Annotated in this window: 22 protein-coding genes and 1 tRNA gene; 9 read left to right on the top strand and 14 right to left on the bottom strand. The window is 67.7% G+C overall.

What is annotated here, in order from left to right; translation table 11 throughout:
* Positions 1 to 129 precede the first annotated feature (129 nt).
* Positions 130 to 205 (top strand) — tRNA-Thr (locus G8O29_RS03030).
* 63 nt (positions 206 to 268) lie between these two features.
* Here the strand turns inward: G8O29_RS03030 and G8O29_RS03025 are convergent.
* The 4 genes from G8O29_RS03025 to G8O29_RS03010 all read right to left on the bottom strand — a co-directional run bounded on the left by G8O29_RS03025 (position 269) and on the right by G8O29_RS03010 (position 6,467).
* Positions 269 to 2,638: a DEAD/DEAH box helicase gene (locus G8O29_RS03025; RefSeq protein ID WP_166401750.1), complete on the bottom strand. Its 2,370-nt coding sequence runs from the start codon at positions 2,636 to 2,638 to the stop codon at positions 269 to 271.
* A 143-nt stretch (positions 2,639 to 2,781) separates the two neighbouring features.
* A complete protein-coding gene (locus tag G8O29_RS03020; RefSeq protein ID WP_166401749.1) occupies positions 2,782 to 3,558 on the bottom strand; it encodes a 3'(2'),5'-bisphosphate nucleotidase CysQ in 777 nt (258 codons plus the stop codon).
* The gene (locus G8O29_RS03015) at positions 3,545 to 4,888 is read right to left on the bottom strand and encodes a TldD/PmbA family protein (RefSeq protein WP_166401748.1); all 1,344 of its coding nucleotides are present in this window, start codon (positions 4,886 to 4,888) and stop codon (positions 3,545 to 3,547) included. Before G8O29_RS03015 ends, G8O29_RS03020 begins: the two co-directional genes overlap by 14 nt.
* A gap of 64 nt (positions 4,889 to 4,952) precedes the next feature.
* Positions 4,953 to 6,467, bottom strand: coding sequence for a DUF2125 domain-containing protein (locus G8O29_RS03010; RefSeq protein ID WP_166401747.1), 1,515 nt, complete (start codon positions 6,465 to 6,467; stop codon positions 4,953 to 4,955).
* A gap of 106 nt (positions 6,468 to 6,573) precedes the next feature.
* Here G8O29_RS03010 and G8O29_RS03005 point away from each other — a divergent pair, with 106 nt between their 5' ends.
* From G8O29_RS03005 to G8O29_RS02990, 4 genes are read left to right on the top strand one after another with little or no spacing between them, the layout of a single operon-like run.
* Positions 6,574 to 7,191 (top strand): enoyl-CoA hydratase/isomerase family protein, encoded by a 618-nt coding sequence (locus tag G8O29_RS03005; RefSeq protein WP_166401746.1) that lies wholly within the window; start codon positions 6,574 to 6,576, stop codon positions 7,189 to 7,191.
* Positions 7,188 to 8,132, top strand: a complete 945-nt coding sequence (gene speB / locus G8O29_RS03000; RefSeq protein ID WP_166401745.1) for an agmatinase — start codon at positions 7,188 to 7,190, stop codon at positions 8,130 to 8,132. The genes G8O29_RS03005 and speB overlap by 4 nt, the downstream gene beginning before the upstream one ends.
* A complete protein-coding gene (locus G8O29_RS02995; protein ID WP_437440795.1) occupies positions 8,133 to 9,425 on the top strand; it encodes a mechanosensitive ion channel family protein in 1,293 nt (430 codons plus the stop codon).
* Positions 9,412 to 10,584 carry a BaiN/RdsA family NAD(P)/FAD-dependent oxidoreductase gene (locus tag G8O29_RS02990; RefSeq protein ID WP_166401744.1) on the top strand — a complete coding sequence of 391 codons (1,173 nt, stop codon included), beginning with the start codon at positions 9,412 to 9,414 and terminating at the stop codon, positions 10,582 to 10,584. Before G8O29_RS02995 ends, G8O29_RS02990 begins: the two co-directional genes overlap by 14 nt.
* A 33-nt stretch (positions 10,585 to 10,617) precedes the next feature.
* Here the strand turns inward: G8O29_RS02990 and G8O29_RS02985 are convergent, their stop codons facing one another.
* The 4 genes from G8O29_RS02985 to G8O29_RS02970 all read right to left on the bottom strand — a co-directional run bounded on the left by G8O29_RS02985 (position 10,618) and on the right by G8O29_RS02970 (position 13,815).
* Positions 10,618 to 11,073, bottom strand: coding sequence for a hypothetical protein (locus tag G8O29_RS02985; RefSeq protein ID WP_166401743.1), 456 nt, complete (start codon positions 11,071 to 11,073; stop codon positions 10,618 to 10,620).
* Positions 11,074 to 12,147 (bottom strand): phenylalanine--tRNA ligase subunit alpha, encoded by a 1,074-nt coding sequence (gene pheS, locus G8O29_RS02980; RefSeq protein ID WP_437440794.1) that lies wholly within the window; start codon positions 12,145 to 12,147, stop codon positions 11,074 to 11,076.
* Positions 12,148 to 12,214: 67 nt separating this feature from the next.
* Entirely contained in the window at positions 12,215 to 12,931 is a 717-nt protein-coding gene (locus G8O29_RS02975) for a class I SAM-dependent methyltransferase (RefSeq protein WP_207623638.1), read from the bottom strand.
* A 62-nt stretch (positions 12,932 to 12,993) separates the two neighbouring features.
* Positions 12,994 to 13,815 (bottom strand): AfsR/SARP family transcriptional regulator, encoded by an 822-nt coding sequence (locus tag G8O29_RS02970; RefSeq protein WP_166401741.1) that lies wholly within the window; start codon positions 13,813 to 13,815, stop codon positions 12,994 to 12,996.
* Positions 13,816 to 14,113: 298 nt separating this feature from the next.
* On the opposite strand from G8O29_RS02970, the gene G8O29_RS02965 reads away from it, so the two are divergent.
* Positions 14,114 to 15,301 carry an aminotransferase class I/II-fold pyridoxal phosphate-dependent enzyme gene (locus tag G8O29_RS02965; RefSeq protein WP_166401740.1) on the top strand — a complete coding sequence of 396 codons (1,188 nt, stop codon included), beginning with the start codon at positions 14,114 to 14,116 and terminating at the stop codon, positions 15,299 to 15,301.
* On the opposite strand, the gene ubiG is transcribed toward G8O29_RS02965, so the two are convergent.
* Positions 15,268 to 16,011, bottom strand: a complete 744-nt coding sequence (ubiG, locus tag G8O29_RS02960) for a bifunctional 2-polyprenyl-6-hydroxyphenol methylase/3-demethylubiquinol 3-O-methyltransferase UbiG (RefSeq protein ID WP_166401739.1) — start codon at positions 16,009 to 16,011, stop codon at positions 15,268 to 15,270. The genes G8O29_RS02965 and ubiG overlap by 34 nt on opposite strands.
* A 68-nt stretch (positions 16,012 to 16,079) precedes the next feature.
* Between ubiG and pip the strand changes: the two genes are divergently transcribed.
* Positions 16,080 to 17,051 (top strand): prolyl aminopeptidase, encoded by a 972-nt coding sequence (gene pip / locus G8O29_RS02955; protein WP_166401738.1) that lies wholly within the window; start codon positions 16,080 to 16,082, stop codon positions 17,049 to 17,051.
* A 6-nt stretch (positions 17,052 to 17,057) separates the two neighbouring features.
* On the opposite strand, the gene G8O29_RS02950 is transcribed toward pip, so the two are convergent.
* Positions 17,058 to 17,387: a hypothetical protein gene (locus G8O29_RS02950; RefSeq protein WP_166401737.1), complete on the bottom strand. Its 330-nt coding sequence runs from the start codon at positions 17,385 to 17,387 to the stop codon at positions 17,058 to 17,060.
* Positions 17,388 to 17,562: 175 nt separating this feature from the next.
* Here G8O29_RS02950 and G8O29_RS02945 point away from each other — a divergent pair, with 175 nt between their 5' ends.
* On the top strand, positions 17,563 to 18,249 hold the full coding sequence (locus G8O29_RS02945; RefSeq protein ID WP_242678855.1) for a Crp/Fnr family transcriptional regulator: 687 nt from the start codon (positions 17,563 to 17,565) through the stop codon (positions 18,247 to 18,249).
* Positions 18,250 to 18,279: 30 nt separating this feature from the next.
* Here the strand turns inward: G8O29_RS02945 and dxs are convergent, their stop codons facing one another.
* Positions 18,280 to 20,193, bottom strand: a complete 1,914-nt coding sequence (dxs, locus tag G8O29_RS02940) for a 1-deoxy-D-xylulose-5-phosphate synthase (RefSeq protein WP_166401735.1) — start codon at positions 20,191 to 20,193, stop codon at positions 18,280 to 18,282.
* Positions 20,194 to 20,638: 445 nt separating this feature from the next.
* On the opposite strand from dxs, the gene G8O29_RS02935 reads away from it, so the two are divergent.
* Positions 20,639 to 21,256 (top strand): hypothetical protein, encoded by a 618-nt coding sequence (locus tag G8O29_RS02935; RefSeq protein WP_166401734.1) that lies wholly within the window; start codon positions 20,639 to 20,641, stop codon positions 21,254 to 21,256.
* A 30-nt stretch (positions 21,257 to 21,286) separates the two neighbouring features.
* Here the strand turns inward: G8O29_RS02935 and G8O29_RS02930 are convergent, their stop codons facing one another.
* The 3 genes from G8O29_RS02930 to G8O29_RS02920 are packed head-to-tail and all read right to left on the bottom strand — an operon-like array spanning position 21,287 to position 23,324.
* On the bottom strand, positions 21,287 to 22,156 hold the full coding sequence (locus G8O29_RS02930; protein ID WP_166401733.1) for a polyprenyl synthetase family protein: 870 nt from the start codon (positions 22,154 to 22,156) through the stop codon (positions 21,287 to 21,289).
* On the bottom strand, positions 22,153 to 22,404 hold the full coding sequence (locus G8O29_RS02925) for an exodeoxyribonuclease VII small subunit (protein WP_166401732.1): 252 nt from the start codon (positions 22,402 to 22,404) through the stop codon (positions 22,153 to 22,155). Before G8O29_RS02925 ends, G8O29_RS02930 begins: the two co-directional genes overlap by 4 nt.
* A complete protein-coding gene (locus tag G8O29_RS02920) occupies positions 22,401 to 23,324 on the bottom strand; it encodes a histone deacetylase family protein (RefSeq protein ID WP_166401731.1) in 924 nt (307 codons plus the stop codon). The genes G8O29_RS02925 and G8O29_RS02920 overlap by 4 nt, the downstream gene beginning before the upstream one ends.
* Positions 23,325 to 23,326 lie beyond the last annotated feature (2 nt).

Raw genomic sequence — 23,326 nt, 5'->3', positions numbered from 1 at the left:
GACACTCGCACGCCGGTCCCGGATCCGCCGGACGAGAAGGACGCGCGCCGCCAAGAAGCCTCGCGCTTTGCGCAAATTGGGGCTACACACCGCGGATGGGCGATGCTAATAGCCCGCGCACGGAAGAATGCCGGTGTAGCTCAGCTGGTAGAGCACGTCATTCGTAATGATGGGGTCGGGGGTTCGAGTCCCTTCACCGGCACCATTCTTCCAAGGCAGAGGCCGCCGGTCCGCATGGATCCGGCGGCCTTGCTGTTTGCGACGGGGCTCAGCGTTTCGGCCCTTTCGGTGGCACGAACCGCCGGGACGTGTCCCGCGCATCGGGCCTGGGCCTGGCCGGGCGGTCGGAACCCGCCCGGTCGAACGGCTTCTTGGTCCCGAAGGACTTGCCCGCCGGTTTCCCGGTGCCCTCGCGCCTTGCGTAAGGCCGCGCCTCGTCACCCTTCTGGGCGTAGGTCTTCTTCGGGCGGTCCCCGTCTTCCCTGGGCCGGAAGCCCTCGCCTTTCGCGGCATAGGGCTTCTTCGGACGCTCGCCGGCCTCCCGAGGCTTGTAGCCCTCGGACTTGCCCGCATAGGGTTTGCGCGCCGGGCGTTCGGCATCTTCGGCTTGCTCGCGCGGTTTCCAGCCTTCGGGCCTGGCCCGGTAGCCACCTTCCGCCGCGTGGCTCTTGTAGCCTGCCGCCCGCGCCGGGCGATCTGCCGATTCGCCGTGGCTCTTGTAGCCCGCCGAACGCGGAGCCGCCTTCTGATCCGGCGACCAGCGCGGCTTGCGCGGGCGGTCTTCGTCGCCCTCGGGACGGGGCGCGCGTTCATCCTGCGGCTTGCGCGCGGGACGCTCTGGTCGGGCCTCGGTCGGGGTCACCCTTGGCCGCGCGGCATGCTTCGCCGTCGGCTGCGGCGCAGTCGCACGCGGGGAATCGGCCTCGCCCTCCTCCTCGACCACGCGCGGCGGCTTCGGCGTGTAGGCCGGCTTCCCGGCCCGCACCGGACGGTCGGCCCGTTCCGGCCGTGCCGGACGCTCGAACCGGGGCTTTTCGGGGCGCGGACGGTCGAAATCCGGTTCGCCCTCCAGCCGCTCCATCAACAGACCCTTGTCCAGTTCGATCTGGCCGCGGAACCTGTCCGCCACCCCTTCGGCGATCTGGACGAAGGTTTCCTCCTCGCGCACCCGGATCGCACCGATGGACTCCTTGCCGATGCTGCCGGCATCGCAGATCTTCGGCAAAAGCCAGCGCGCCTCGGCGCGGCCCGCCCTCCCGACGTTGATCCGGAACCAGACCGAAGGACCGAACTCTCCCCGTTCGCGTGGGGTGGCCGGGGCGGGCATCGGGTTGTCGGTCGACAGCACCTCGGGCGCCGACCGGCCTTCACGCCACAGCCGCACGAAGGCTGCGGCCAGCGCCTCGGGCCCGAACCGCTCCAGAAGCTCGGCTGCGATCCCGGCCTCTTCGCCGGGGGGGGCCGTCAGCGCCGGATGCTCCAGGATCCGCAGGTCATCCCTGGCCTGCACATCATCGGCCCCGGGCGCGCCGCTCCATTCGGCCACGACCTTCGCGCCCGCCAGCAGCCGCTGCGCCTTCTTGTAGTCCGCCGGCGTCACGATCAGCGCCGAAACCCCCTTCTTGCCCGCGCGCCCTGTCCGGCCCGAACGGTGCAGCAGGGTTTCCGAATTCGACGGCAGATCGGCGTGGATCACCAGTTCCAGCCCCGGCAGGTCGATGCCCCGCGCGGCGACATCCGTTGCAATGCACACCCGCGCCCGCCCGTCCCGCAGCGTCTGAAGCGCATGGGTCCGTTCCTGCTGCGACAGCTCGCCCGACAGCGCCACGACCTGGAACCCCCGGTTCCCCATGCGTGCGAGCAGGTGGTTCACATTGACCCGCGTCTTGCAGAAGACGATGGCGGTGCGCGCATCGTAATAGCGCAGCACGTTGAAGATCGCATGTTCCCGGTCGCGCACCGCCACCGAATAGGCCTTGTATTCGATATCGACATGCTGCTTCGCCTCGCCCTGGGCGACGATGCGCAACGCGTCCTTCTGGAATGTCCCCGCCAGCTTCTCGATCTCTTTCGGCACGGTGGCCGAGAACATCAGCGTGCGCCGTTCCGGCGGGGCGGCGGCGAGAATGAACTCCAGATCCTCGGCGAAGCCCAGGTCCAGCATCTCGTCCGCCTCGTCCAGCACCACGGCGCGAATAGCCGACAGGTCCAGCGAGCCGCGCTCGATATGGTCCCGCAACCGGCCCGGAGTGCCGACGACGATATGCGCCCCGCGTTCAAGCGCGCGGCGTTCGCTGCGGTAATCCATCCCGCCAACGCAGGTGGCAAGCCGGGCCTGCGCCCCGGCGTAAAGCCATTCCAGCTCGCGCGCGACCTGCAAGGCCAGCTCTCGCGTCGGCGCGATGGCCAGGGCGATGGGCTTGTCCGCGTAAAGCAGAACGTCCTGCCCGTTCAGGATCTCCGGCGCGATCGCCAGCCCGAAGGCCACCGTCTTGCCCGAGCCCGTCTGCGCCGAAACCAGCGCATCACGGCCCGCGACGCCTTCGGCCAGCACGGCCTCTTGCACGGAGGTCAGGGTCTGAAAGCCCTTGTCGGCCAGGGCCTGCGCCAGAGGCGCGGCCAGATTTTCGATCGTCATGGTGTCTTTTCCAAAGGGGGCGCAGCTATTCGCCCGTCAAAGCCAAACGGCCCCTGTCCCCCTGATGCGGGCCCCCTCGCCCACCGTCGCGGAATCTCGACCGTCGGGGGCACCTATCCCAGATCGGGCGGGCTGTATAGACCCTAACCCTGCAGCCGCGCCAAGGCCTCGGCATGGGGTCCCGGCGGCAGGGCCAGAACCCCCTGCGCCCGCGCACCTGCCGCGTTGAACCGCAACGGCGCCCCGGTCATGTCGGTCACCACCGCCCCCGCCCTTTCGGCGATCAGCGCCCCCGCGGCGATGTCCCACTCCCAGGCATCGCGCAGGGTCAGCATCCCGTCGAACCGTCCCTCGGCCGCCAGGCACATCCGGTAGGCCAGGGAGGCGCGGAAACTGCGCGTGATCTCCGGCACCCCGCCGGGCCATTTCTCGGGCGCCATGTTCGCCTTTGTCGTCAGGATGTTGGCGCCCTCCAGCCGGTCACGCCCGCTGACGGCAATCAGCTCGCCATCCCGCATCGCCGGAGAGGTCTCGGAAGCCGTGTATATACGGTCAAGCGCCGGCAGATACACGACGCCCGCCGTGATCCTGCCCTCTCGCGCGACTGCCAGCGAGTGCGCCCAGGTTTCCTCGCCGGCGATGAAGGCGCGGGTGCCGTCAATCGGGTCCAGGATGAACACCGCTTCGGCAGTCAGCCGGTCGGGGCTGTCCGGCGTCTCTTCGGACAACCAGCCGTAGCCTGGCCGCGCCTCCAGCAGCCGCGCCTTCAGCATGTCGTTGACGGCCAGGTCGGCCTCGGTCACCGGCCCATGCTCGCCGCCCTTGTCCCAGACCTTCGGGTCTTTCCGCCAATAGCGCAGCGCGATCCGCCCCGCCTCGCGCGCGGCCTCGGTCAGAAGGGCCAGGTCACGCGCCGGCAAGGGTCATCCCGTCGATCAGGCAGGACGGCACCCGCGTGGACAGATGCGCCCGCGCGTCGTTGGCGGGAACGATCCGCAACAGCATGTCGCGCAGGTTTCCCGCGATGGTGCATTCGTGGACCGGATAGGCCAGTTCGCCGTTCTCGACCCAGAACCCGGCAGCCCCGCGCGAATAGTCCCCGGTGGTCGGGTTGATCGTCGCGCCGATCATCGAGGTCACCAGAAGCCCGGTTCCCATCTGCTTCAGCAGATCCTCCCGGCTGGCAACCCCTTGCGTCAGGTCGATGTTCGTCGTCGATGGCGAGGGCGGTGCCGAAACCCCGCGTGACGCATTCCCGGTAGAGGCCATGCCCAGCCTGCGCCCGGTCGCCAGGTCCAGCACCCAGCCGGTCAGCACGCCGTCGGCGACGATCTCACGCCGCCGGGTCGGCAGCCCCTCGCCGTCGAAGGGCCGCGACGCGCCGATACGCGGCCGATGCGGGTCTTCGATCAGCGACAGGCCCGTCGGCAGGACTTGCTTGCCCAGAAGTTCCCGCGCCCAGCTGGAGCCCCGCGCGATCGCGGTGCCGTTGATCGCCGACAACAGATGCGACACCAGCGAGGCCGCCACCCTTTCGTCATAGACCACGGGAAAGGTTCCCGTCCTGGGCTTCACCGAGCCGACCCGCGCCAGCGCCCGCTCTGCCGCCAGCCGACCGATCTCCTCGGCCGAGGGCAGGTCTGCGGCGTATATACGCCCCTCGCCGGCATGGTCGCGCTGCATCCCGGTCCCCGATCCGGTGAAGGCCACGGCCGACAGCGAGGTCGATGTCCGCCCATAGCCCCCGGAGAACCCGTTCGTCGCCGCCATGTGCAGCGCCCGCCGGCTGTGGGACGCCGCGGCCTCGACCTGGGTGATCCCATGGGCCTCCAGCGCCGCCGCCTCTGCCGTCCGGGCCAGGGTCTCCAGCGTCGCCGCCGCCGGCTCGCCGGCCGGATCGGCCAGGTCCAGCATCCCGAGATCCCAGCCCGAGGCAAGCTGCGACGGCTCGGCCAGCCCGACCGTCGCATCCTCCGGCGCCTCGCGGGCCATGGACACGGCCCGCTCGGCCAGGGCCTGGATGGTCGCCTGCGATGTATCCGAAGCCGAGACGCAGGCCTGCCGCCGGCCCAGCAACACCCGCAGCCCGATCTCGACGCCTTCCGACCGTTCGGCCGTCTCCAGCGCGCCCTTGCGGATCTCGATCGAGACCGCAGTCCCCGAGACCGCCAGGGCATCGGCACTGTCGGCGCCCGCCTTGCGGGCGGCCTCCAGCAGGGCGTGGCTCAGGTCGGCAAGGCTTTGGTTCATCACTTTGGTCCCGCGCTGTGTCGGGATCAGGTAGCCCTGCCGACGTCCCTGTGCAAGGTCGCCGCTATTGCAGGCGCTGCCCGTTCGCGAAAAGCCCGCCCTCCTTGAACTCGATCTCCGAGGTCAGTTCGTCCGGACCGGCGCCGGGCCGCGTGAACATTGCCATCCCCATGCGGAAGCCCATCGCGTCCTCCTGGCTCAGGATGCCCAGCGCGATCAGATTCTCGACCAGCTTGTTCGCGCCCTTGATCCCGATGCTGATCTTGCCATCCGGCCGCGGCATCCCGCCGAAGGTCATCATGTCGCTGTTGTCGAAGACCAGCCCGCCGGTTGCCGAAACCTCGGCCCCGGCAGCCCTGGCCAGGATCTGGGTGACATCCAGACTGTCCAGCTCTCCCGGAGGTTCGGCGCCGTCCATCTGGACGGCCGGGTCCATGATGTCGGCCTTCCACTTGCCGGTGCCCTTCAGGTCAACGATGATCGTCGCCGGCTCGCGCGACAGGCTGGCGCCGGGATCGACCATCGCCCAGATGTCCTCGGAGACGGTGAAATCGACAAGCTTGGTCAGGAAGGCGAAATCCTGCGGGCTGTCCGACTTCGAAACCGGCATCAGCAGGTTGAACCCGCTTTCGGCAAAGGCCAGCTCGACCTGCGGGAAGGGGATTTCGGCGCCCGAGAAGGTGAACTTGCCGCCGTTCAGCGAGGTGCCGTAGGTCATCCGCGCCTTGTCCATCGCCAGCACGAAGCCGCCGCCCGTCGCATTCGCCACCACCCGGGACGGACCTGCCGCCTCCTCGATGTCAAGGTTCATCGACAGGGCGCCGAAGTTGAACGACGAGTCCATCGTGAAGCCGGAATTCAGCGCAACCGCCATGTTGGCCATCACGTCGGCACCCAGGAAGGTGCCCTTGGTCGCCCCGGTCAACCCGGACAGGGAAAGCATGATCGTGCCGCGACCGCCATTTTCGCCCGAACTGTCCACGCCCGACAGGTTCAGAAGCATCGAACCGGCGGCGAAGTCAGAATCCAGCGTGGTCTTGTCGCCGTCCTGCGCCACCAGATAGCGGGCGGTCAGATCGGCCATGGTCAGATCGGCCTTGGTGTCCAGAACCGCACCGGTCTGGTCCTTGATCTCGTCCAGTTCAACCGTCACCTTCGGGCCGGCAAATTCATAGCGCGTTTCGGTCGCGCTGCCGCCGGCCACGATCTTCATCCCCGGCTGCCTGACCGTCAGCTTCATCGCGCCGGGGCCATCGCCCTCTGCCGGGAAGGACATCTCGAGGGGATAGCTTTCCGGCATCGTCACCGTCACTGTCCCGTCGCCGTTACCGACAAATGTCAACTTGTCGAACGAAACCGCCGCGCTGCCCCCCATCTCGTCCTTGTAGGCCACGGCCAGGTCCGTCACCTCGACCGAACTGCCGTTGTCCGCGGTGTTGCCGATGGTCAGCTCTTGCCCGGCCGAGGTCAGCATGGCCTGCCAGCTGGCCCAGACCTCTTGCGGCGTGACATCGGCGCTGGCCGAGGTTGCAAGCAAAACAAGACCGATCGCTGAGGAACAGGTAAGAGAGGGGGTCATGGGCCTATGCCTTTCGGGTTGAATTCGCGGCCGCAACCTTTCTATCTCGTGGGATGTGCGTCAAGGGATTCCACGGGCGCAGGTCAGAATGTCGGACGGGGGACGCATGATCGGGGTCGATCAACGGGGCGATTGCTGCACGATCACGCTTGCCCGCCCGGAAAAGGCCAATGCCCTGACCCAGCCGATGCTGGACGGCATCGCCGCCGCCGTGCGGGAAAGCACCGCGAAGGTCCTGATCCTGACCGGCGAAGGCAAGGTCTTTTCTGCCGGGGCCGACCTTGACGGGATGAAGGCGGGCCTCGGCCTCTCGCCGGCATGGGAGGCCGCATCGAGCGCCATCGCCGCCTTCCCCGGCCTCTCCATCGCTGCCCTGAACGGCACGCTTGCCGGGGGTGCCATGGGGATCGCACTGGCCTGCGACCTCCGCATCGCGGTGCCTTCGGCCAGCTTCTTCTATCCGGTCATGCGGCTTGGCTATCGGCCGCAGCCTTCGGACCCCGGCCGGCTTGCCGCCCTGATCGGGCCATCCCGGGCGAAGATGATCCTGCTTGCAGGCCAGAAGATCGACGCCGAGACCGCCCTTTCCTGGGGTCTCATCGATCGCATCTGCCCGCCAGATACCCTTATCGACACCGCAATGTCGCTGGCCGAACAGGCACTTGCCGCCGATCCGGGGCATGTTGCCGCCCTGAAACGCATGACCAACGGGGACGCGCCATGACCAACGCCTACGACACGGGCCGCCTTGACCTGCCCTTCGTCGGCATCTCGACCTTCGGCAAGAACCCCTATGAACCGGACTGGTCCAGGATCGACGCCGACTTCGCCGTGCTCGGTGCGCCCTTCGACTTCGGCACCCAGTTCCGCGCCGGAGCCCGCTTCGGCCCCCGCGGCATCCGCGAGGCCTCCACGCTCTTCTCCTTCGGCCATGCCGGGGCCTATGACCACGAAGACGACGTGACCTACCTGGAAGGCGTCCGCATCCTTGACATCGGCGATGCCGACATCGTCCACACCGACACCGAAACCAGCCACGCCAACATCGAGAAAGGCGTCCGCGCCATCCTCGCCGCCGGGGCGGTCCCGGTGGTGCTGGGCGGCGACCATTCCATCAACATCCCCTGCATCCGCGCCTTCGAAGGCCGCCCCCTGCACATCGTCCAGATCGACGCCCACCTCGATTTCGTCGACGTGCGCCACGGAGTCCGCCATGGCCACGGCAACCCGATGCGCCGCGCCGCCGAACAGGATCACGTCAAGGGCATCACCGCACTGGGCATCCGCAACGTCTCTTCCACCGCCAAGGACGGCTACGTCGCCGCCCGCGCGATGGGCGACGACATCCTGTCGGTCCGCCAGGTGCGCAAGCTGGGGGTAGAGGCGACGCTCGCCCGTATTCCGAAGGGAATCGACTACTACCTGACCATCGACATCGACGGCTTCGACCCCTCCATCGCCCCCGGAACCGGCACCCCTTCGCACGGCGGGTTCCTCTACTATGAGGTGCTGGAGCTGATCGACGGCCTGACGAAGCAGGGCAACGTCATCGGCATCGACCTCGTGGAAGTCGCCCCGGATTACGACCACTCCGGCACCACCGCGATCCTTGCGGCGCAGATCCTGCTGAACACCATCGGGCGCATCGCCCATAACCGGAGGTAAATCGTGGACAGGGTCGAGGACTGGCTGCAACAGGCTGTCGATATCGCTTTGCGCTGGCTCTCCTCGCCAGCGGCCCTGATGCAATTCGGCCTGTTGATCGTGGCGTATATGCTGGCCACCCTCCTCACCCGCCGGCTGATGCCCGTCATCGAGAAGGCCCTCACGCCAAAGGCCGAAGCCACCCACATCGTCGTCCGCCTCCGCCGCTTTGCGCTGCAATTCCTGCCGTTGCTCCTTCCCCTCCTCGCCTACGCGCTAACCGCCGTGGGCGAAGGGCTCACCCGCGCCGCCTTCGGCAGCGGCGAAGTCATCGCCTTCGGCAAGCGCATCTTCCTTTTCCTCGCCGCGCTGGAGCTTGTCCGCCGCATCCTGCCCCCCGGCCTTTTGAAGCTGATGGGCCGCTACATCCTCCTCCCCGTCATGGCGCTGAACGCGCTGGGCGTCCTGGATGACGTCACCGCTTACCTCGATGCCGCCCAGGTCAACCTTGGCGAGATCCGTTTCACCGCGCTTGGCCTGATCCGGGGCGTGATCGCCGGGGCGCTCCTGTTCTGGCTCGGTTCATGGTCCAACCGCCAGTCTGCGGGCTACATCAAGGCACAGCCGGACCTTCGCCCCGCCACGCGGGAACTGGCGATCAAGGCCTCCGAGATCGCCATCTTCGGCGCGGCCTTCCTGCTGCTGATGTCGATCATGGGCATCGACCTGACCGCTGTCGCCGTCATCGGCGGCGCGTTGGGCGTCGGGATCGGCCTTGGCCTGCAACAGATCGCCGCCAACTTCGTTTCCGGCATCATCCTCTTGCTCGAAGGCCAGACCACCGTCGGCGATTACGTCGAACTCGACGGCGGCGAGAAGGGGACCATCGTCAAGATGACCGCCCGTGCCTGTGTGCTGGAAACCTTCGACGGCAAATGGATCGTCGTCCCGAACGAACATTTCATTACCTCGCGGGTGGTCAACTACTCCGACCAGGGCAGCGCCAATCGGTATGAGGCTGAATTCTCAGTTACTTACGAAACCGATATCAACATCGTGCCCGATTTGATCGAACGCGCTGTATCGAAGCTTCCCTTTGTTCTTCAGTCCCCGGAGGGCCCGGATTGCGAGTTACGCGGCTTTGGAGAGTCCAGCGTCAACTTCGCCGTTGAATACTGGGTTTCCGGCATCGACGACGGCAAGAACAAGTATGGCTCTGCGGTCCTCTTCGCGATCTGGAACGCGCTGAAAGAGGCCGGGATCCAGATGCCCTACCCCCACCGCATCGTCGAACTGCGCAATGGCGCAACCTGACGCACTGGTCATCGGCGCAGGCCCCGCTGGCCTGATGGCGGCCGAAGAGCTTGCGAAGACCGGCGCGCAAGTGCTTGTCTGTGAGGCCAAACCCACGGTCGCCCGCAAGTTCCTGATGGCCGGGAAATCCGGCCTGAACGTGACCAGGGACGAGCCGTGGGAAACCTTCGTCACCCGCTACGACTGCCCCCACCTGCGCCCGATCCTGGCTGATTTCGGCCCCGAACAGGTGCAGGACTGGTGCCGTGCTCTGGGGCAGGACGTATATACAGGCTCCTCCGGCCGGGTCTTTCCCGTGGCAATGAAGGCCTCGCCCCTCCTCCGTGCCTGGCTCCAGCGTCTCGCAACCCAGGGCGTCGAAATCCGCACCCGCTGGCGATGGACCGGCTTTGACGGCAGCGCCTTCCGCTTTGACGCGCCCGATGGCCCCCGGACCCTGATGCCGAAAGTGACCGTCCTCGCCCTCGGCGGTGCCAGCTGGCAACGGCTCGGCTCTGACGGCGCCTGGGTCCCCTGGCTGGAGGCAAAGGGCGTCCGGATCACCCCCTGGCAGCCCGCCAACATGGGGTTCCACGTCGACTGGTCGCACCACATGGCACCGTTTTTCGGACGCCCCGTCAAAGGCATAGCCCTGATTGCCGGGCCGCAGCGGGCGCTTGGCGAGTTCGTCATCTCCTCCAGAGGGATCGAAGGCGGCGGTATATACAGTATATACAAGTATCTGCGCGATGCAGCTACACTTCACCTCGACCTCTTGCCTGACCTGACGCAGGATGACATTGCTCGAAGGCTGGCGAAGATGCGGCCCGGCGAAAGCACCGCGAATCGACTGCGCAAACTCGGCCTCGACCGAACCCAGATCGCCCTGGTGATGGAGTTCGCCCGAAGCGACCCGTTCGCGCACATCAAGCACCTGCCCATCCCCCTGCAAGGCCCCCGCCCCCTGGACGAGGCAATCAGCGTGGCCGGCGGCATCGACTGGGACGCCCTCACCCCCGATCTGGAACTGGAAGCCTTGCCGAACACCTTCGCCGCCGGGGAAATGCTGGACTGGGAGGCCCCGACGGGCGGCTACCTCCTGACCGCCTGCTGGGCCACAGGCCGCTGGGCGGGACAGGCCGCGGCACGTCGTTTGCAGGAAACCCCGCCCCGGACCTGATCCGGGGCCTCTCGCGTTGCAGGGTGCCCCGGATCAGGTCCGGGGCGGGTGGTCCCGATGCAGCGCCTCGAACCAGGGCAAGACCTGATCGCGCAGTGTCACCACGGCCACGTCCAGACACTCCGGCCGCTCCAGCACGTCGATGAAGGCCAGCGTCCCCGGATCGCCCACTGCCTGCTCGAAGAAATCGGCCAATGTCACGTCCTCGCCACCCGGCCAGTCGGGATGGTCCGGCACCTCGCCGTCCGGGGTCACGAACCGCAGCACGATCCGCACGTCCCAGCCATAGCGGTCCCGTTGAAGGTGCACCGCCGACTTGCCCGCCGCCGTCACCCGGCTCCAGGTCGATTTGGTCAGCGCATAGCCCGCAGGCGCCAGCACCCCGTCGAGCGTCGCCACGATCCGGCCCCAGGCTTCCTCCCGCCGCGCCGGAAAGGCCGGGTCATTGGCGGCGAGGTGCTGGCGGGCGGAAAGATCCGGGTCGTCCATTCAGGCCGACAGCCCCCCCGCCAGGTCCGGCACATCCAGCGCGCTGAACCCGTAATGCCGCAGCCAGCGCAGATCGGCCTCGAAGAAGGCCCGCAGGTCCGGGATGCCGTATTTCAGCATCGCGATCCGGTCGATCCCCATGCCGAAGGCAAAGCCCTGCCACTGGGTCGGATCAACCCCGGCCGCTTGCAGCACCTTGGGATGCACCATGCCAGAGCCGAGGATCTCCATCCACTTGTCGCCCTCGCCGATCTTCAGCTGGCCGCCGGTGTTGGAATAGCGGATGTCCACCTCGGCCGAGGGTTCCGTGAACGGAAAATGCGAGGCGCGGAAGCGCAGTTCCACCTTGTCCACCTCGAAGAAGGCGCGGCAGAACTCCTCCAGGCACCATTTCAGGTTCGCCATGCTGATGTCGCGGTCGATGGCCAGCCCCTCGACCTGGTGGAACATCGGCGTATGGGTCTGGTCCATGTCCATCCGATAGACCCGGCCCGGAGCGATCACCCGGATCGGCGCCCCGCGTTCCATCATCGCCCTGATCTGCACCGGCGACGTATGCGTGCGCAGCACATGCGGCGGGCGGTTGTCGCCCGGGGCGCGGTGCATGAAGAACGTGTCATGTTCCTGCCGCGCGGGGTGTTCGGGCGGGATGTTCAGCGCGTCGAAGTTGTACCAGTCGCTTTCGACCTGCGGCCCCTCGGCCACGGAAAAGCCCATGTCGGGAAAGATCGCCGTCAGCTCTTCCATCACCTGGCTGACCGGATGCACCGTCCCCCGCGGCCTGGGCCGCCCCGGCAGGGTCACGTCCAGCCATTCGGTCTTCAGCCGCTCGTCCAGCGCCGCATCGGCCAGAGCCACCTTCCGGGCGCGCAGGGCGGCGTCGATCTCGTCCTTCAACGCGTTCAGACTGGCCCCGGCGGCCTTGCGCGCCTCGGGGTCCATCTTGCCCAGACCCGCCATCAGGGCCGAGATCTCGCCCTTCTTGCCCAGCGCCGCGACGCGGACCTCTTCCAGCCCGGCCTCATCCGCCGCACCGGCCACCGCCGCCAGATATCTGGCCTTCAGCGTGTCGATCCCGTCCATCGCGCCTCTCCTCGGAAACCGCCCCTCTGCTAAAGGCGAAGGCCCTGCATTGCAAGGTTCAGAAGATCGACCGCCGCCCCCGGACCTCCAGGATCCTGCGCGACCGCGTGACCTGACCGTTCCTTGCCGCAATCGAGACCGGAGGCTCTTTCAGCCGCTTTTCGATGACCACCAGACTGTCATGAAAGCGGATGCCGCCGATCTCGCGTGCCAGGGGATGCAGCGGAAAGCCCGCGTCGTCCTCGGTGTACCAGGAATGCATCCGGTCGATCAGATCCTTCGCGAATTCGATGAAGCTGGCCGGTTCACGGAACCCGCCGCCGAAGCCCGGCCAGTAGCTGGTGTGCACGTCCTCGACGATATACAGCCCCCGGTCGCGCAGCCGGGGCCAGAGATGGCGGAAACTTGTGATCTGCTGATGCATCTTGTGGCCGCCATCGTCCACGATCAGGTCGAAGGGGCCATGGTCCCGGCCTACCCGGTCCAGAAAGGCCGGGTCCGCCTGGTCGCCGATCTCGACCAGGGTGCCCGGCAGCGCCAGGTCGCGGCAGGCCGGGTCGATGTCCAGGAACACCAGGCGCGAAGCCGGTCCGAGGAACCCCTGCCACATCGGCAACGAGCCGCCCTTGTAGATGCCGATCTCGAGGAACGACACATCACGCCCCTGCCAGCCGGCCAAGATCTCGTCGTAGATTTCCAGATAATGCTCCATCTTCAGAAGCATCCTGTCGCCGCTGCGGGCCGGAAAGTCGCGGAAATAGCGTGTGATCGACATGGCACCCCCTTCCGGCCCGGAACCGTCCTCCTGCTAGCCGGTCCGGCCGGCATAGGACAAGCCTACATGATCGGCGCGTCGGTGGTCTCGAAGATCAGCGCCGATGCGGCGCCTTGCCCTTCTTCGGCGGAAGGACGGGTCGCGATCAGCCGCTGGCTCCAGATCGTCTTGCGGTCCGACTGGGCAACCAGCCGCACCTTCAGATGGGCGCGGTCCTGGCTCCAGGCGCCTTCGATCTCCAGATCCAGCCCGTCCGGCAACAGGGCCGCGGGCGATCCGAAGGCCGCGACGCCATCGCGCAGAAGATGCTCGGCCGCCAGCCGCGCGACCGCCTGAGCCAGGTCGCGCGCCATGTCGGCGCCGATGCCTTCGGGCAGCGCGCCGATGCGCAGGGTGAAGGGCTGGCTGCGCCCCGGAACCTGCTCAGCCAGGGTCGCGCCGCCCAGCTGCCGGGCCAGACGCTGCCGCTCCTCGGTCAGCCAGGCGCAGAAGGCCGCGTCGATCACGTCGTTGCCTTCCAGGAACTCGCGCCCGCCGGCCAGCGCCATCCGGGCCGCCACCGGGTCGCGATCGATGTCTGTCGTGACCTCGGTCAGCGCCACGCTGTCCCGGTCGCTGTGCAGGTGGACGGCCAGCGGGCCAAGGCTCTTGCGCAACTCGGTCAAGGCCTGGCGCAGGCTTCCCGAAGCCTGCTCCTGCCCGCGGTCCGACCAGAGCCGGCTTTCCAGCCAGCGCCGGGGGCGGCAATGGCCCGGTGTCCGGCAGAGCAGCGCCAGGAGTGCGCGGGCCTTTGCCCCGCGCGGCGTGTGATCCCGCCCGTCTGCATCCTGCACCTGGAACAACCCTATCAGCCGAATGAACATCGCCTTTGCCCCGCTTGTCATCGCGTTTCGTGGTTCGCAACGACCTTCGAGGGGTCTGCGTGAAATCTTCGTCAATTGCCGCGACCGGCGCTTGGTGCCCGCGAGAAAATCGTGAAATCGCGTGAAAACCGGGGTGGTTCCGGCGGTGTCCGGCGCCGATTCTCCGGTTTTTGGCGCCATTCGACCCGCCAGTTCACGGATTCCGGGCGTTTCACGGGGAATTAACGCGCATTTCTCCCCCTTGATCGGAGGCTGGACAACGAAGCGGCGCCGCGACCGCCGCCCAAGTCCGTTTCCGGAACCCGAAAGAGGTGACGCCATGCCCAGACCCGCTTCGGCCACCCCGTTCCCCGCCGGCACTGCCGAGGCCGAAAGCCTGCTCCGGCTCCTGGACGGCGGCCTTCTGCGGGACCGCAGCGAAATATCCAGGTTCCAACAGGAACCCCGGCTCGACTTTGCCACGCGCGATCCGCTGGCCCTGCGCCTGCGGTCAGGCCCAGGTTGCGCGCTGGCCGAGCCTTGCGGGGATCCTGCACAGGCACTTGCAACCCGGATTGCCGACGCGCTCTCGCTGGCCGGCGCGGCGACCTTCGCCTCGGCCGCGGATGCCAGCCGCATCGCGCTGGCCGGGGTCATGGGTCCGGGGGATGAGGCTCTGGTCGATTCCGGTGTCGATTCCGCCCTGTTCGAGACGGTTCGTGCCACCGGCGCCCGCCCGCAGCGCTTTCCTGCGGCTTCCTTGGACGGGGCAGAGCGGCGGTTGCGCCGCCTTTGCCGGCAGCCGACCATGGGCCGCGTGCTGATCGTCGCACCGGCGGTTTCGGCGCATGGGGCACGGTTGACGGACCTTTCAGCTCTGGGCCAGCTGGCCCGCCAGCATGGCGCCGTGCTGGTCGTTGACCTGTCGCAGGATTTCGGCCTGATGGGTCCCGACGGCGGCGGCGTGATGGAGATCCAGTCCTGCCTCGGCCGCGCCGACCTGGTCCTTGGCGACCTTGCGCCCGCCTTCGGCACGACCGGAGGCTTTGCCGCCTGGCGCGACCCCGATCCGGAAGAGCGCCTGCGCCGCCAGAGGCCGGTCTCGGCCTTCCTGCCCACGGACCGCGCCGCGGCGGCGCTGGCGGCGGCCGAGATGGTTTTCGGGCCAGAGGGACGCCGCCGTCGCCGCAAGCTGCAAGGTCTGGCGTTGCGGCTGCGGAATCACCTGATGGCGGACGGGCTGCGTGTCCCGGGCTCCGCCGCGCCCTTCGTGCCGGTGCTGTTGCCATTCCTGACCGCGCTGCCCCGGGCCGCGCTTCTGCAAAGCGCCGGACCGCGGGTCGGCCTGCTGCTGGCGCCGCAGGTGCCGCTGCACGTTCCGCGCTGGCGGATCGAGCTTTCGGCCCGCCACGGCCTGGCCGACATCGACAATCTGGCCGACCTGATCCGCGATGTCTCGCGCGCCTTCGACCGGGTTCCCGCCCGAAGCCGGGGTCACGCCTGGGGCTTGACCGAGGCGGTGACGTAGTTGCAGCTCAGGTCGCGGTCCGAAAGGCTCCAGCGCCAGGTGACCGGGTTGAACACCATCCCCTTGCGGTCCACCGGGCGCAGTCCGGCCTTCTGGATCAGCGCGTACAGCTCGTCCGGCGTGATGAACTTCGCCCAGTCATGCGTGCCCTTCGGCAGCCAGCGCATGACCCATTCCGCGCCGATGATCGCCATCAGAAAGGACTTGGGGTTGCGGTTCAGGGTGGAACAGATCATCAGCCCGCCCGGTTTCAGAAGCTCCTGGCAGGCGGTGAGGTAAGCCAGCGGGTCGGCCACATGCTCGACCACTTCCATGTTCAGCACCACGTCGAACCGTTCACCCGCCGCTGCCAGCGCCTCGGCCGTGGTGTGGCGATAGTCGATCGCCAGCCCGGACTGTTCGGCATGCAGTCGCGCCACCGGGATGTTGCGCGCCGCCGCATCGGCCCCCACCACCTCGGCCCCCAGCCGGGCCATGGGTTCCGACAGAAGGCCGCCGCCGCAGCCGATGTCCAGGATGCGCAGGCCCGTGAACGGCGCGGGCCCCGCCAGATCCCGCCCGAACTCGGCGGCGATCTGGCTGGTGATATAGTCCAGCCGGCAGGGGTTCAGCATGTGCAGCGGCTTGAACTTCCCTTCGGGGTTCCACCATTCGGCGGCCATGGCCTCGAACTTGGCGACCTCTGCCGGGTCTACAGTGTCAACCGTCATCGTCGTCTCCCGACTGTCCCGTGATTGCCCTTCGACTTCGGGCTTTCCCGTGGCTATATAGGGTGAAGATGGATCAGAGATCAGGTCAAAAGCGCGCAGTCGAATTCCTTTATCCGCCGATCGACCCCTTCGATCAGCGCGTGATCGACGTTGGCGACGGCCATCGGGTCTATCTGGAACAGTGCGGCAACCCCGAGGGCATCCCCGTCATCGTCTTCCACGGCGGCCCCGGCGGCGGCTGCTCCCCCGCCATGCGCCGCTATTTCGACCCGCGCGCCTTCCGCATCGTCCTCTTCGACCAGCGCGGTTGCGGCCGGTCGCGTCCCCATGCCAGCGTAACCGCCAACACCACCTGGCACCTCGTGCAGGATGTCGAGACGATCCGCACCGCCCTGGGCATCGACCGTTTCATCGGCTTTGGCGGCAGCTGGGGCGCGACGCTGGCGCTGATCTACGCGATCACCCATCCCGACCGGGTGATGCACCTGGTCCTGCGGGGTGTCTTCCTGGCCACCCGGGCCGAGCTGACCTGGTTCTACGGCGGCGGGGCAGGGGCCTTCTTCCCCGATCTCTGGTCGCGCTTTGTCGATGTCATCCCCGAGGCCGAGCGCGGCGACCTCATCGCCGCCTATCACCGCAGGCTCTTTTCCGGCAACCTGGTCGAGGAAACCCGCTTTGGCCGGATATGGGCCAACTGGGAAAACGCGCTCGCCTCGATCCAGAACGAAGGCGCCCTGGGCGAAAGCCCTTCGGACTATGCCCGCGCCTTTGCCCGGCTGGAGAATCACTATTTCCAGAACGCGGGCTTCCTGGAATCCGACGGTTGGATCCTGCGCGAACGCAAGCGGATCGAACATATCCCGGCCACCATCGTCCAGGGCCGCTACGACATGATCTGCCCGCCGCACTCGGCCTGGACGCTGGCGCGCGGCTGGGCGGCTTGCGAGCTCAGAATGGTTCCCCTGGCGGGACATGCGCTGTCCGAACCCGGCATCAGCGAAGCGCTGGTGCGGGTGATGGACGGCCTGCGCCGCGACTGATCCGCGTCAGGCCATTCTGCCGCCGCCCGGCCGCGAGGACTGGCCCAGCACCCGGTCCAGGACGTCACGCAGTTCCGCGGCGATCGCCGAGCTGACGAAGGGCAGTTCCAGGAACCGGTGGCGCGTGGCCAGCGCGTCGGCCTCGTGACCCAGCAGGATCACGGTCGCACCTGTCTGCTCCAGCTGTCGCACCAGATCGCTGCGCGCCAGTTCAAGGGGCGACAGGTTCAGGAAGGCGATGTCCACCCGCGCGTCCTGCAACAGCGTCATCGCCTGCTCCGCCGATCCGGCGACCAGCATCCGCGTGTCCGGCATCACGTCCTGGACAATCGCCATCAGATCCTCCGCGACCAGCGCGACGGGCTCCAGCAGCAGGCATGTCAGTCGGTTTGCGTTTTCCACACCTCATATGGAACGGACTCCGGGCCGTCCGCATTAACCTGCGTTAAGTTCGAGGGCCGAAATGATGCAGATGACCGATTGCGCCGCCTGTCCGCTTCAGAAAAGGCGGATGTTCCTGCCCTTCACACCCGAAGAGATCGCCTTCATGCGGGCCTTCAAGACCGGCGAGGCGGTGGTGCGGCCCGGCGAGACGCTTCTGGCGCAGGGCGAACGGTCGGAACGGCTTTACACCGTGCTTGAAGGTTTCGCGACCCGCTCCATCCAGCTGGAGGATGGCCGGCGCCAGGTGGTGAACTTCGTCTTCCCCGGCGACTTCCTGGGCCTTCAGGCCGGGATCATGGGCGAGATGCGCCACAGCGTGCAGGCGACCACGCCGATGCGGGTCTGCATCTTCCAGCGCAGCCGGTTGTGGGACCTGTTCCGCGACAAGCCGGACAGGGCCTACGACCTGACCTGGCTCGCCGCCGTCGAAGAGCACTTTCTGGGCGAGACCATCGCCACCCTTGGCCAACGCGACGCGACCGAACGTGTCGCCTGGGCTCTGGCGCGGATCTGGCAAAGGCTGTCGGCGCTGGGCGAGATCACGCCGGACGGCGTTGCGCTGCCCTTCCGCCAGCACGAACTTGCCGACGCGCTGGGCCTGTCGAAGGTTCACACCAGCCGCACCGTGTCGCAACTGCGCGCGCTGGGCCTTCTGGTCTGGCGGCGCGGCCGGCTGAACATGCCGGACCCCGCGCGCCTGTTCGCCCTCGCCGGCCTGCCGATGGAACGCGAGGAGCAGCGGCCGCTGATCTGATCCCGATCAGGGATGCGGGGCGATCCGCAGCTACGCCCGTTTCCCCACCACCGCGACGCCCAGCGCCTCAAGCACCTTGGCCTCGATATGCCCGGCATCCAGGCCCGCGACCCGATACATCGCCTCGGGCGAGGCCTGGTCGATGAAGATGTCGGGCAGAAACAGGCTGCGGAACTTCAGCCCCCGGTCGAACATCCCTTTCTCGGCCAAAAGCTGCGCCACATGGCTGCCGAACCCCCCGATCGCGCCCTCCTCGACCGTCAGCAGCGCTTCATGACCCCGCGCCAGGTGCAGGATCAGCTCGCGGTCCAGCGGCTTGGCAAAGCGCGCGTCCGCCACCGTCACCGACACGCCCCGCTGGCCCAGGGCCTCTGCCGCCTTCAGGCTTTCCGCCAGCCGGGTCCCGAAGGACAAGAGGGCCACGCGCGAGCCTTCCCGGACCACCCGGCCCTTGCCGATCTCCAGCGGCACCCCGCGCGCGGGCATCTCCACCCCCACACCCTCACCGCGCGGATAACGGAAGGCAATCGGGCCGTCGTCATGCGCCGCCGCCGTCGCCACCATATGCACCAGCTCGGCCTCGTCAGCCGCGGCCATCACCACAAAGCCCGGCAGGTTCGCCAGAAAGGCCACGTCGAAGGCCCCCGCATGGGTCGCCCCGTCTGCGCCCACCAGCCCCGCCCGGTCGATGGCAAAGCGCACCGGCAGGCGCTGGATCGCTACATCGTGCACGACCTGATCGTACCCGCGTTGCAGGAAGGTCGAGTAGATCGCACAGAACGGCTTCATCCCGCCCGCCGCCAGCCCCGCGCTGAAGGTCACCGCGTGCTGCTCGGCGATCCCCACGTCGAAGCACCGCCTCGGGAACCGCCCCGCGAACAGGTCCAGCCCCGTCCCGTCCGGCATCGCCGCCGTGACCGCGACGATCTTCTCGTCCCGCTCCGCCTCGGCGATCAGCGACTGCGCGAAGACCTTGGTGTAGCTCGGCGCGTTCGACGCCGCCTTGACCTGCACCCCGGTCAGCACATCGAACTTGCCCGTCGCATGTCCCCGATCCCGCGCCGCCTCGGCCGGGGCATAGCCCTTGCCCTTCTTCGTCAGCACATGCAGCAAGACCGGCCCCGTCGCCCGCGCCTTCAGCGTCCGCAACACTGGCAGCAGCTGGTCCAGATCATGCCCATCGATGGGCCCGACATATTCGAACCCCAGCGATTCGAACAACGTCCCGCCCACCGCCATGCCCTTCAGCATCTCCTTGGCCCGCTTCGCCCCCTCTTGCAGCGGCGAGGGCAGAAGGCCCACGATCCCCTTCGCCACCTGCTTCAGGTCCTGCATGGGTGCGGCGGCATAGATGCTGCTCAGATAGGCCGACAGCGCGCCTACGGGCGGAGCGATCGACATCTCGTTGTCGTTCAGGATCACGAACAGCCGCTTCTTCAGATGGCCCGCGTTGTTCATCGCCTCGAAGGCCATGCCCGCACTCATCGCCCCGTCGCCGATCACCGCAATCGCATCGCCGGGGTCGCCACCCAGATCGGCCGCCATGGCGAACCCCAGCGCTGCGCTGATCGAGGTCGAGGAATGCGCCGCTCCGAACGGGTCATAGGGGCTTTCCGACCGCTTGGTGAACCCGCTGAGGCCCCCCTCCTGCCGCAGCGTGCGGATCCGGTCCCGCCGCCCGGTCAGGATCTTGTGCGGATAGCACTGGTGCCCGACATCCCAGATCAGCTTGTCGCGCGGCGTGTCGAAGACGGCGTGCAGCGCCACCGTCAGTTCGACCACGCCCAACCCGGCCCCCAGATGCCCGCCCGTCTGCGACACGGCGGAAATCGTCTCGGCCCGCAGCTCTGCGGCCAGCTGGTGAAGCTCCCGGTCGCTCATCGCCTTCAGGTCCGAGGGCAGCGTCACCCGGTCTAGCAAAGGAGTCTTGGGTCGGTCTGCCACGCCAGATCCTCGATCGACTGCAATTTTCCCCGACCTAGACGGATTTCGGGCATCGGGCAATCACCAAGGTGACGCATCGGGCGGCCCGCACGGCCGGCAGCGGGCACATGAGGCTACGCGCGCTGCTTTGGCCCTGAATTGTTCATCCAGGAACCGAAATCTCGTCAAGATTCGCCGGTAGGCCCCACAGGCGAGCCGAGGGTCCGGTACGCAGGTTGCGGGCAACATCCCCAAGCGGTCGCCGACCCTGTCGCACGAACACGGATCATGGAGCGATAGCGAGATGTTGAAAGCGAAAGAGTGTTCCGGTCGTTATGTTGATGTCCGGGCGGCAGCCAGCCTGCTTGCCTTCTGTGTCGCCATCTTCCCGGTTGTGGCTTCGGCGGACCTTGCCGCCGGGCCTGTAATCCTGAAAGCCTACCCTGCACCCGGCGGCCACGCGCCGATGCTGGTCCAGATGGATGCGGACCGGGTCCGTCTCATCACCGGGCTGATCGCTATCGAACACGATCTGCTGCTGGGTTCGCTGTTCAGCAACGACCAGCTGGTCAGCGCCGAGGGGTCGCATTTTTCCCACCCGCGCCAGGAAACCTTTCCCGAGATCAGCGAGGCACTGGCCAAGGCCGGAGCGCCCGACCTCGAACCCCTTCTGATCGACCTCGAGAATGCAGGCGACCGGAAGACGATCGACGCGGCCTATGTTGCCGCGCTGACCGGCATCAAGCGCACCCTCGAGGTCTTGCAGCCGACCGAGCAGGAAATCCTTCATGCCGTGATTGCCACGGCACAGGAAGCGCAGCGGAAACTGGATCCTTCCGGCACGACCGCGGTGGCCGACTATCAGGAAGCCTGGGGTCTGCTGATGGCAGCGCGCGGCAAGCTGGATACCCTGGTCTTCAGCCGCGACCCTGCGATCAAGACTTCTGCCACAAAGGCTGTTCTTGACTTCGACGAGGTGCTGATGCTGGCCCCCGATCCTGCGGCAAAGGCGCCGGTCCAGTTCGACCCGGCCCTGATCGGCAAGCTGGTAACTTCTCTGGAGGGAAGGCTTTCCTCGACCTGACCCGGACAAACCCTGTCGCGAATCCGAAGATCAGGCACGCCGCTCGATGCTGAATCGGGCGGCGCTGCGCAGATTGTCCGCCCGCGCTCCGTAGCAGGCCAGAGCCGCCTCGGCCTCGGCCACCAGAGCGGCCGCCCGGGCCTGTGCACCCTCCAGTCCCAGAAGCGAAACGAAGGTCGCTTTCCCTGCCCTTGCATCCTTGTGGAGCCGCTTGCCGGCCTGTACCTCGTCGCCGGTCACGTCCAGAAGGTCGTCCGCGATCTGAAAGGCCAGCCCCAGCGCCGCCGCATATCGCCGCAGGGGGTCAGGGTCCGCCCCCGCAATCACGGCCCCCGCCTCGGCCGCAAAGCCGATCAGCGCCCCGGTCTTGCCTGCCTGCAATGCCGTGATCTCCTCCAGCGTCAGCGCGCGCCCCACTGTTTCCGCCGCGATGTCCAGCGCCTGACCCAGAACCATCCCGTCGATCCCCGAGGCCTTCGCCAGCCCCGCAACCAACGCCATCCGCACCTCGGCCGACCCCAGCGCCGGATCGCACAACAGCTCGAAGGCCAGCGTCTGAAGCGCGTCCCCCGCCAGCACCGCCGTCGCCTCGTCCCACTTCCTGTGCACGGTCGGCTGTCCCCGCCGCAGGTCGTCGTCGTCCATGCAGGGCAGATCGTCATGCACCAGCGAATAGGCATGCAGGGCCTCGATGGCCGCCGCCGCACTCACCGCCCGGGCCTCGGGAACCCCCAGCATCCGCGCGCCTTCCAGCACCAGAAACCCGCGCAGCCGCTTGCCGCCCCGGACCGCATAACGCATCGCCTGCGTCACCGGCTGGTCCGCGCGCCCTTCCAAGGCAGACAACAACCGAGCCTCAATCAGCCCGGCATCCGCCGCCAGCCTCTGCGAGAAATTCACATCCCCTCCGCCGGAGTCGTGCCCACCGCCCGGCCTTCCTGCGCCCGGATCAGCTCCACCTTCTCCTCGGCCTCGGCCAGCTTCTTCGCACAATGCGCCTTCAGCGCTGCCCCGCGTTCATACAGCGCGATCGACTGCTCCAGCGGCACCTCGCCGCGCTCCAGGGCGCCCACGACCTGCTCCAGCGCGGCCATCGCCTCCTCGAAACTCATCGCCTCAACGGCCTTTTCAACGGCCTTGTCGCTCATCGGCCCCGCTCCTCCATCGCGCCCACATGCGCCGCGACGCTTGCCGCCAGCGCGTCCAGATCATAGCCCCCCTCCAGCGAGGACACCACCCGCCCCCCCGCGAAATCGCACAGCCGGTCGGTCAGCCAGCGATAGTCCTCCGCCTGCCATTCCAGCCCGGCCAGCGGATCGTCGGCATGGGCATCGAAGCCCGCGGATATGAGCAGCAACTCGGGTTTCCACCGCTCCAGCGCCGGGAAAACCGCACCCTCATAGACCTCGCGCATCGCCTTGCCGCCCGAGCCCGCCCGCAGCGGCACGTTCAGCACCTGCCCATGCGCCCCCCGCTCCTCGGGCCGCCCGGTCCCGGGATACAGGGGCATCTGGTGGCTGGAGACGAACAGACACCGCCCCTCGTCCCACAACAGATCCTGCGTCCCGTTGCCGTGATGCACGTCGAAATCCACGATGGCGACACGCGACAGCCCGTGATGATCCAGCGCCCGCTTCGCCCCGATGGCCACGGTTCCGAACAGACAGAACCCCATCGCCGTCTCGCGCTCGGCATGGTGCCCGGGGGGGCGCCCGGCCACGAAGGCCGTCATCGCCTCCCCGCGCAGCACCGCATCCACAGCCGCACAGATCCCGCCCACCGCCCGCATCGCCGCCTGATACGACCCCGGCGACAGGAACGTGTCCCCGTCCAGCTGCACCCAGCCCTCGCGCGGGACCGCGGCCTTTACCCGCGCCAGATAGGCGCCCGGATGACAGCGCAGGACATCGGCCTCGTCCCCCGGCGGACAGTCCCGCCGCTCGACCGCCAGTCCGACCAGCCCCCGCTCCACCGCCGCCAGCCGGTCCAGCCGTTCGGGATGTCCTGGCGGGGTCGCATGGCCGGCAAAGGCATCAGAGTTGAAGACAAGCACGCGCTGCCCTTTCATCT

The organism is Rhodobacter calidifons (assembly GCF_011174775.1).
Classification (GTDB): domain Bacteria; phylum Pseudomonadota; class Alphaproteobacteria; order Rhodobacterales; family Rhodobacteraceae; genus Tabrizicola; species Tabrizicola calidifons.
The sequence above is the reverse complement of the archived record's forward strand: the minus strand, read 5'-3'. Positions and strand labels throughout refer to the sequence as shown.

Bases quoted from the DNA above. Each gene is read 5' to 3' on its own strand.
- G8O29_RS03025 (WP_166401750.1), bottom strand. From the start codon at position 2,638: ATGACGATCGAAAATCTGGCCGCGCCTCTGGCGCAGGCCCTGGCCGAC.
- G8O29_RS03015 (WP_166401748.1), bottom strand. From the start codon at position 4,888: ATGAACCAAAGCCTTGCCGACCTGAGCCACGCCCTGCTGGAGGCCGCC.
- G8O29_RS03010 (WP_166401747.1), bottom strand. From the start codon at position 6,467: ATGACCCCCTCTCTTACCTGTTCCTCAGCGATCGGTCTTGTTTTGCTT.
- G8O29_RS03005 (WP_166401746.1), top strand. From the start codon at position 6,574: ATGATCGGGGTCGATCAACGGGGCGATTGCTGCACGATCACGCTTGCC.
- speB (WP_166401745.1), top strand. From the start codon at position 7,188: ATGACCAACGCCTACGACACGGGCCGCCTTGACCTGCCCTTCGTCGGC.
- G8O29_RS02990 (WP_166401744.1), top strand. From the start codon at position 9,412: ATGGCGCAACCTGACGCACTGGTCATCGGCGCAGGCCCCGCTGGCCTG.
- G8O29_RS02985 (WP_166401743.1), bottom strand. From the start codon at position 11,073: ATGGACGACCCGGATCTTTCCGCCCGCCAGCACCTCGCCGCCAATGAC.
- G8O29_RS02975 (WP_207623638.1), bottom strand. From the start codon at position 12,931: ATGTCGATCACACGCTATTTCCGCGACTTTCCGGCCCGCAGCGGCGAC.
- G8O29_RS02970 (WP_166401741.1), bottom strand. From the start codon at position 13,815: ATGACAAGCGGGGCAAAGGCGATGTTCATTCGGCTGATAGGGTTGTTC.
- G8O29_RS02965 (WP_166401740.1), top strand. From the start codon at position 14,114: ATGCCCAGACCCGCTTCGGCCACCCCGTTCCCCGCCGGCACTGCCGAG.
- ubiG (WP_166401739.1), bottom strand. From the start codon at position 16,011: ATGACGGTTGACACTGTAGACCCGGCAGAGGTCGCCAAGTTCGAGGCC.
- pip (WP_166401738.1), top strand. From the start codon at position 16,080: ATGGATCAGAGATCAGGTCAAAAGCGCGCAGTCGAATTCCTTTATCCG.
- G8O29_RS02950 (WP_166401737.1), bottom strand. From the start codon at position 17,387: ATGGCGATTGTCCAGGACGTGATGCCGGACACGCGGATGCTGGTCGCC.
- G8O29_RS02945 (WP_242678855.1), top strand. From the start codon at position 17,563: ATGTTCCTGCCCTTCACACCCGAAGAGATCGCCTTCATGCGGGCCTTC.
- G8O29_RS02935 (WP_166401734.1), top strand. From the start codon at position 20,639: ATGCTGGTCCAGATGGATGCGGACCGGGTCCGTCTCATCACCGGGCTG.
- G8O29_RS02925 (WP_166401732.1), bottom strand. From the start codon at position 22,404: ATGAGCGACAAGGCCGTTGAAAAGGCCGTTGAGGCGATGAGTTTCGAG.
- G8O29_RS02920 (WP_166401731.1), bottom strand. From the start codon at position 23,324: ATGAAAGGGCAGCGCGTGCTTGTCTTCAACTCTGATGCCTTTGCCGGC.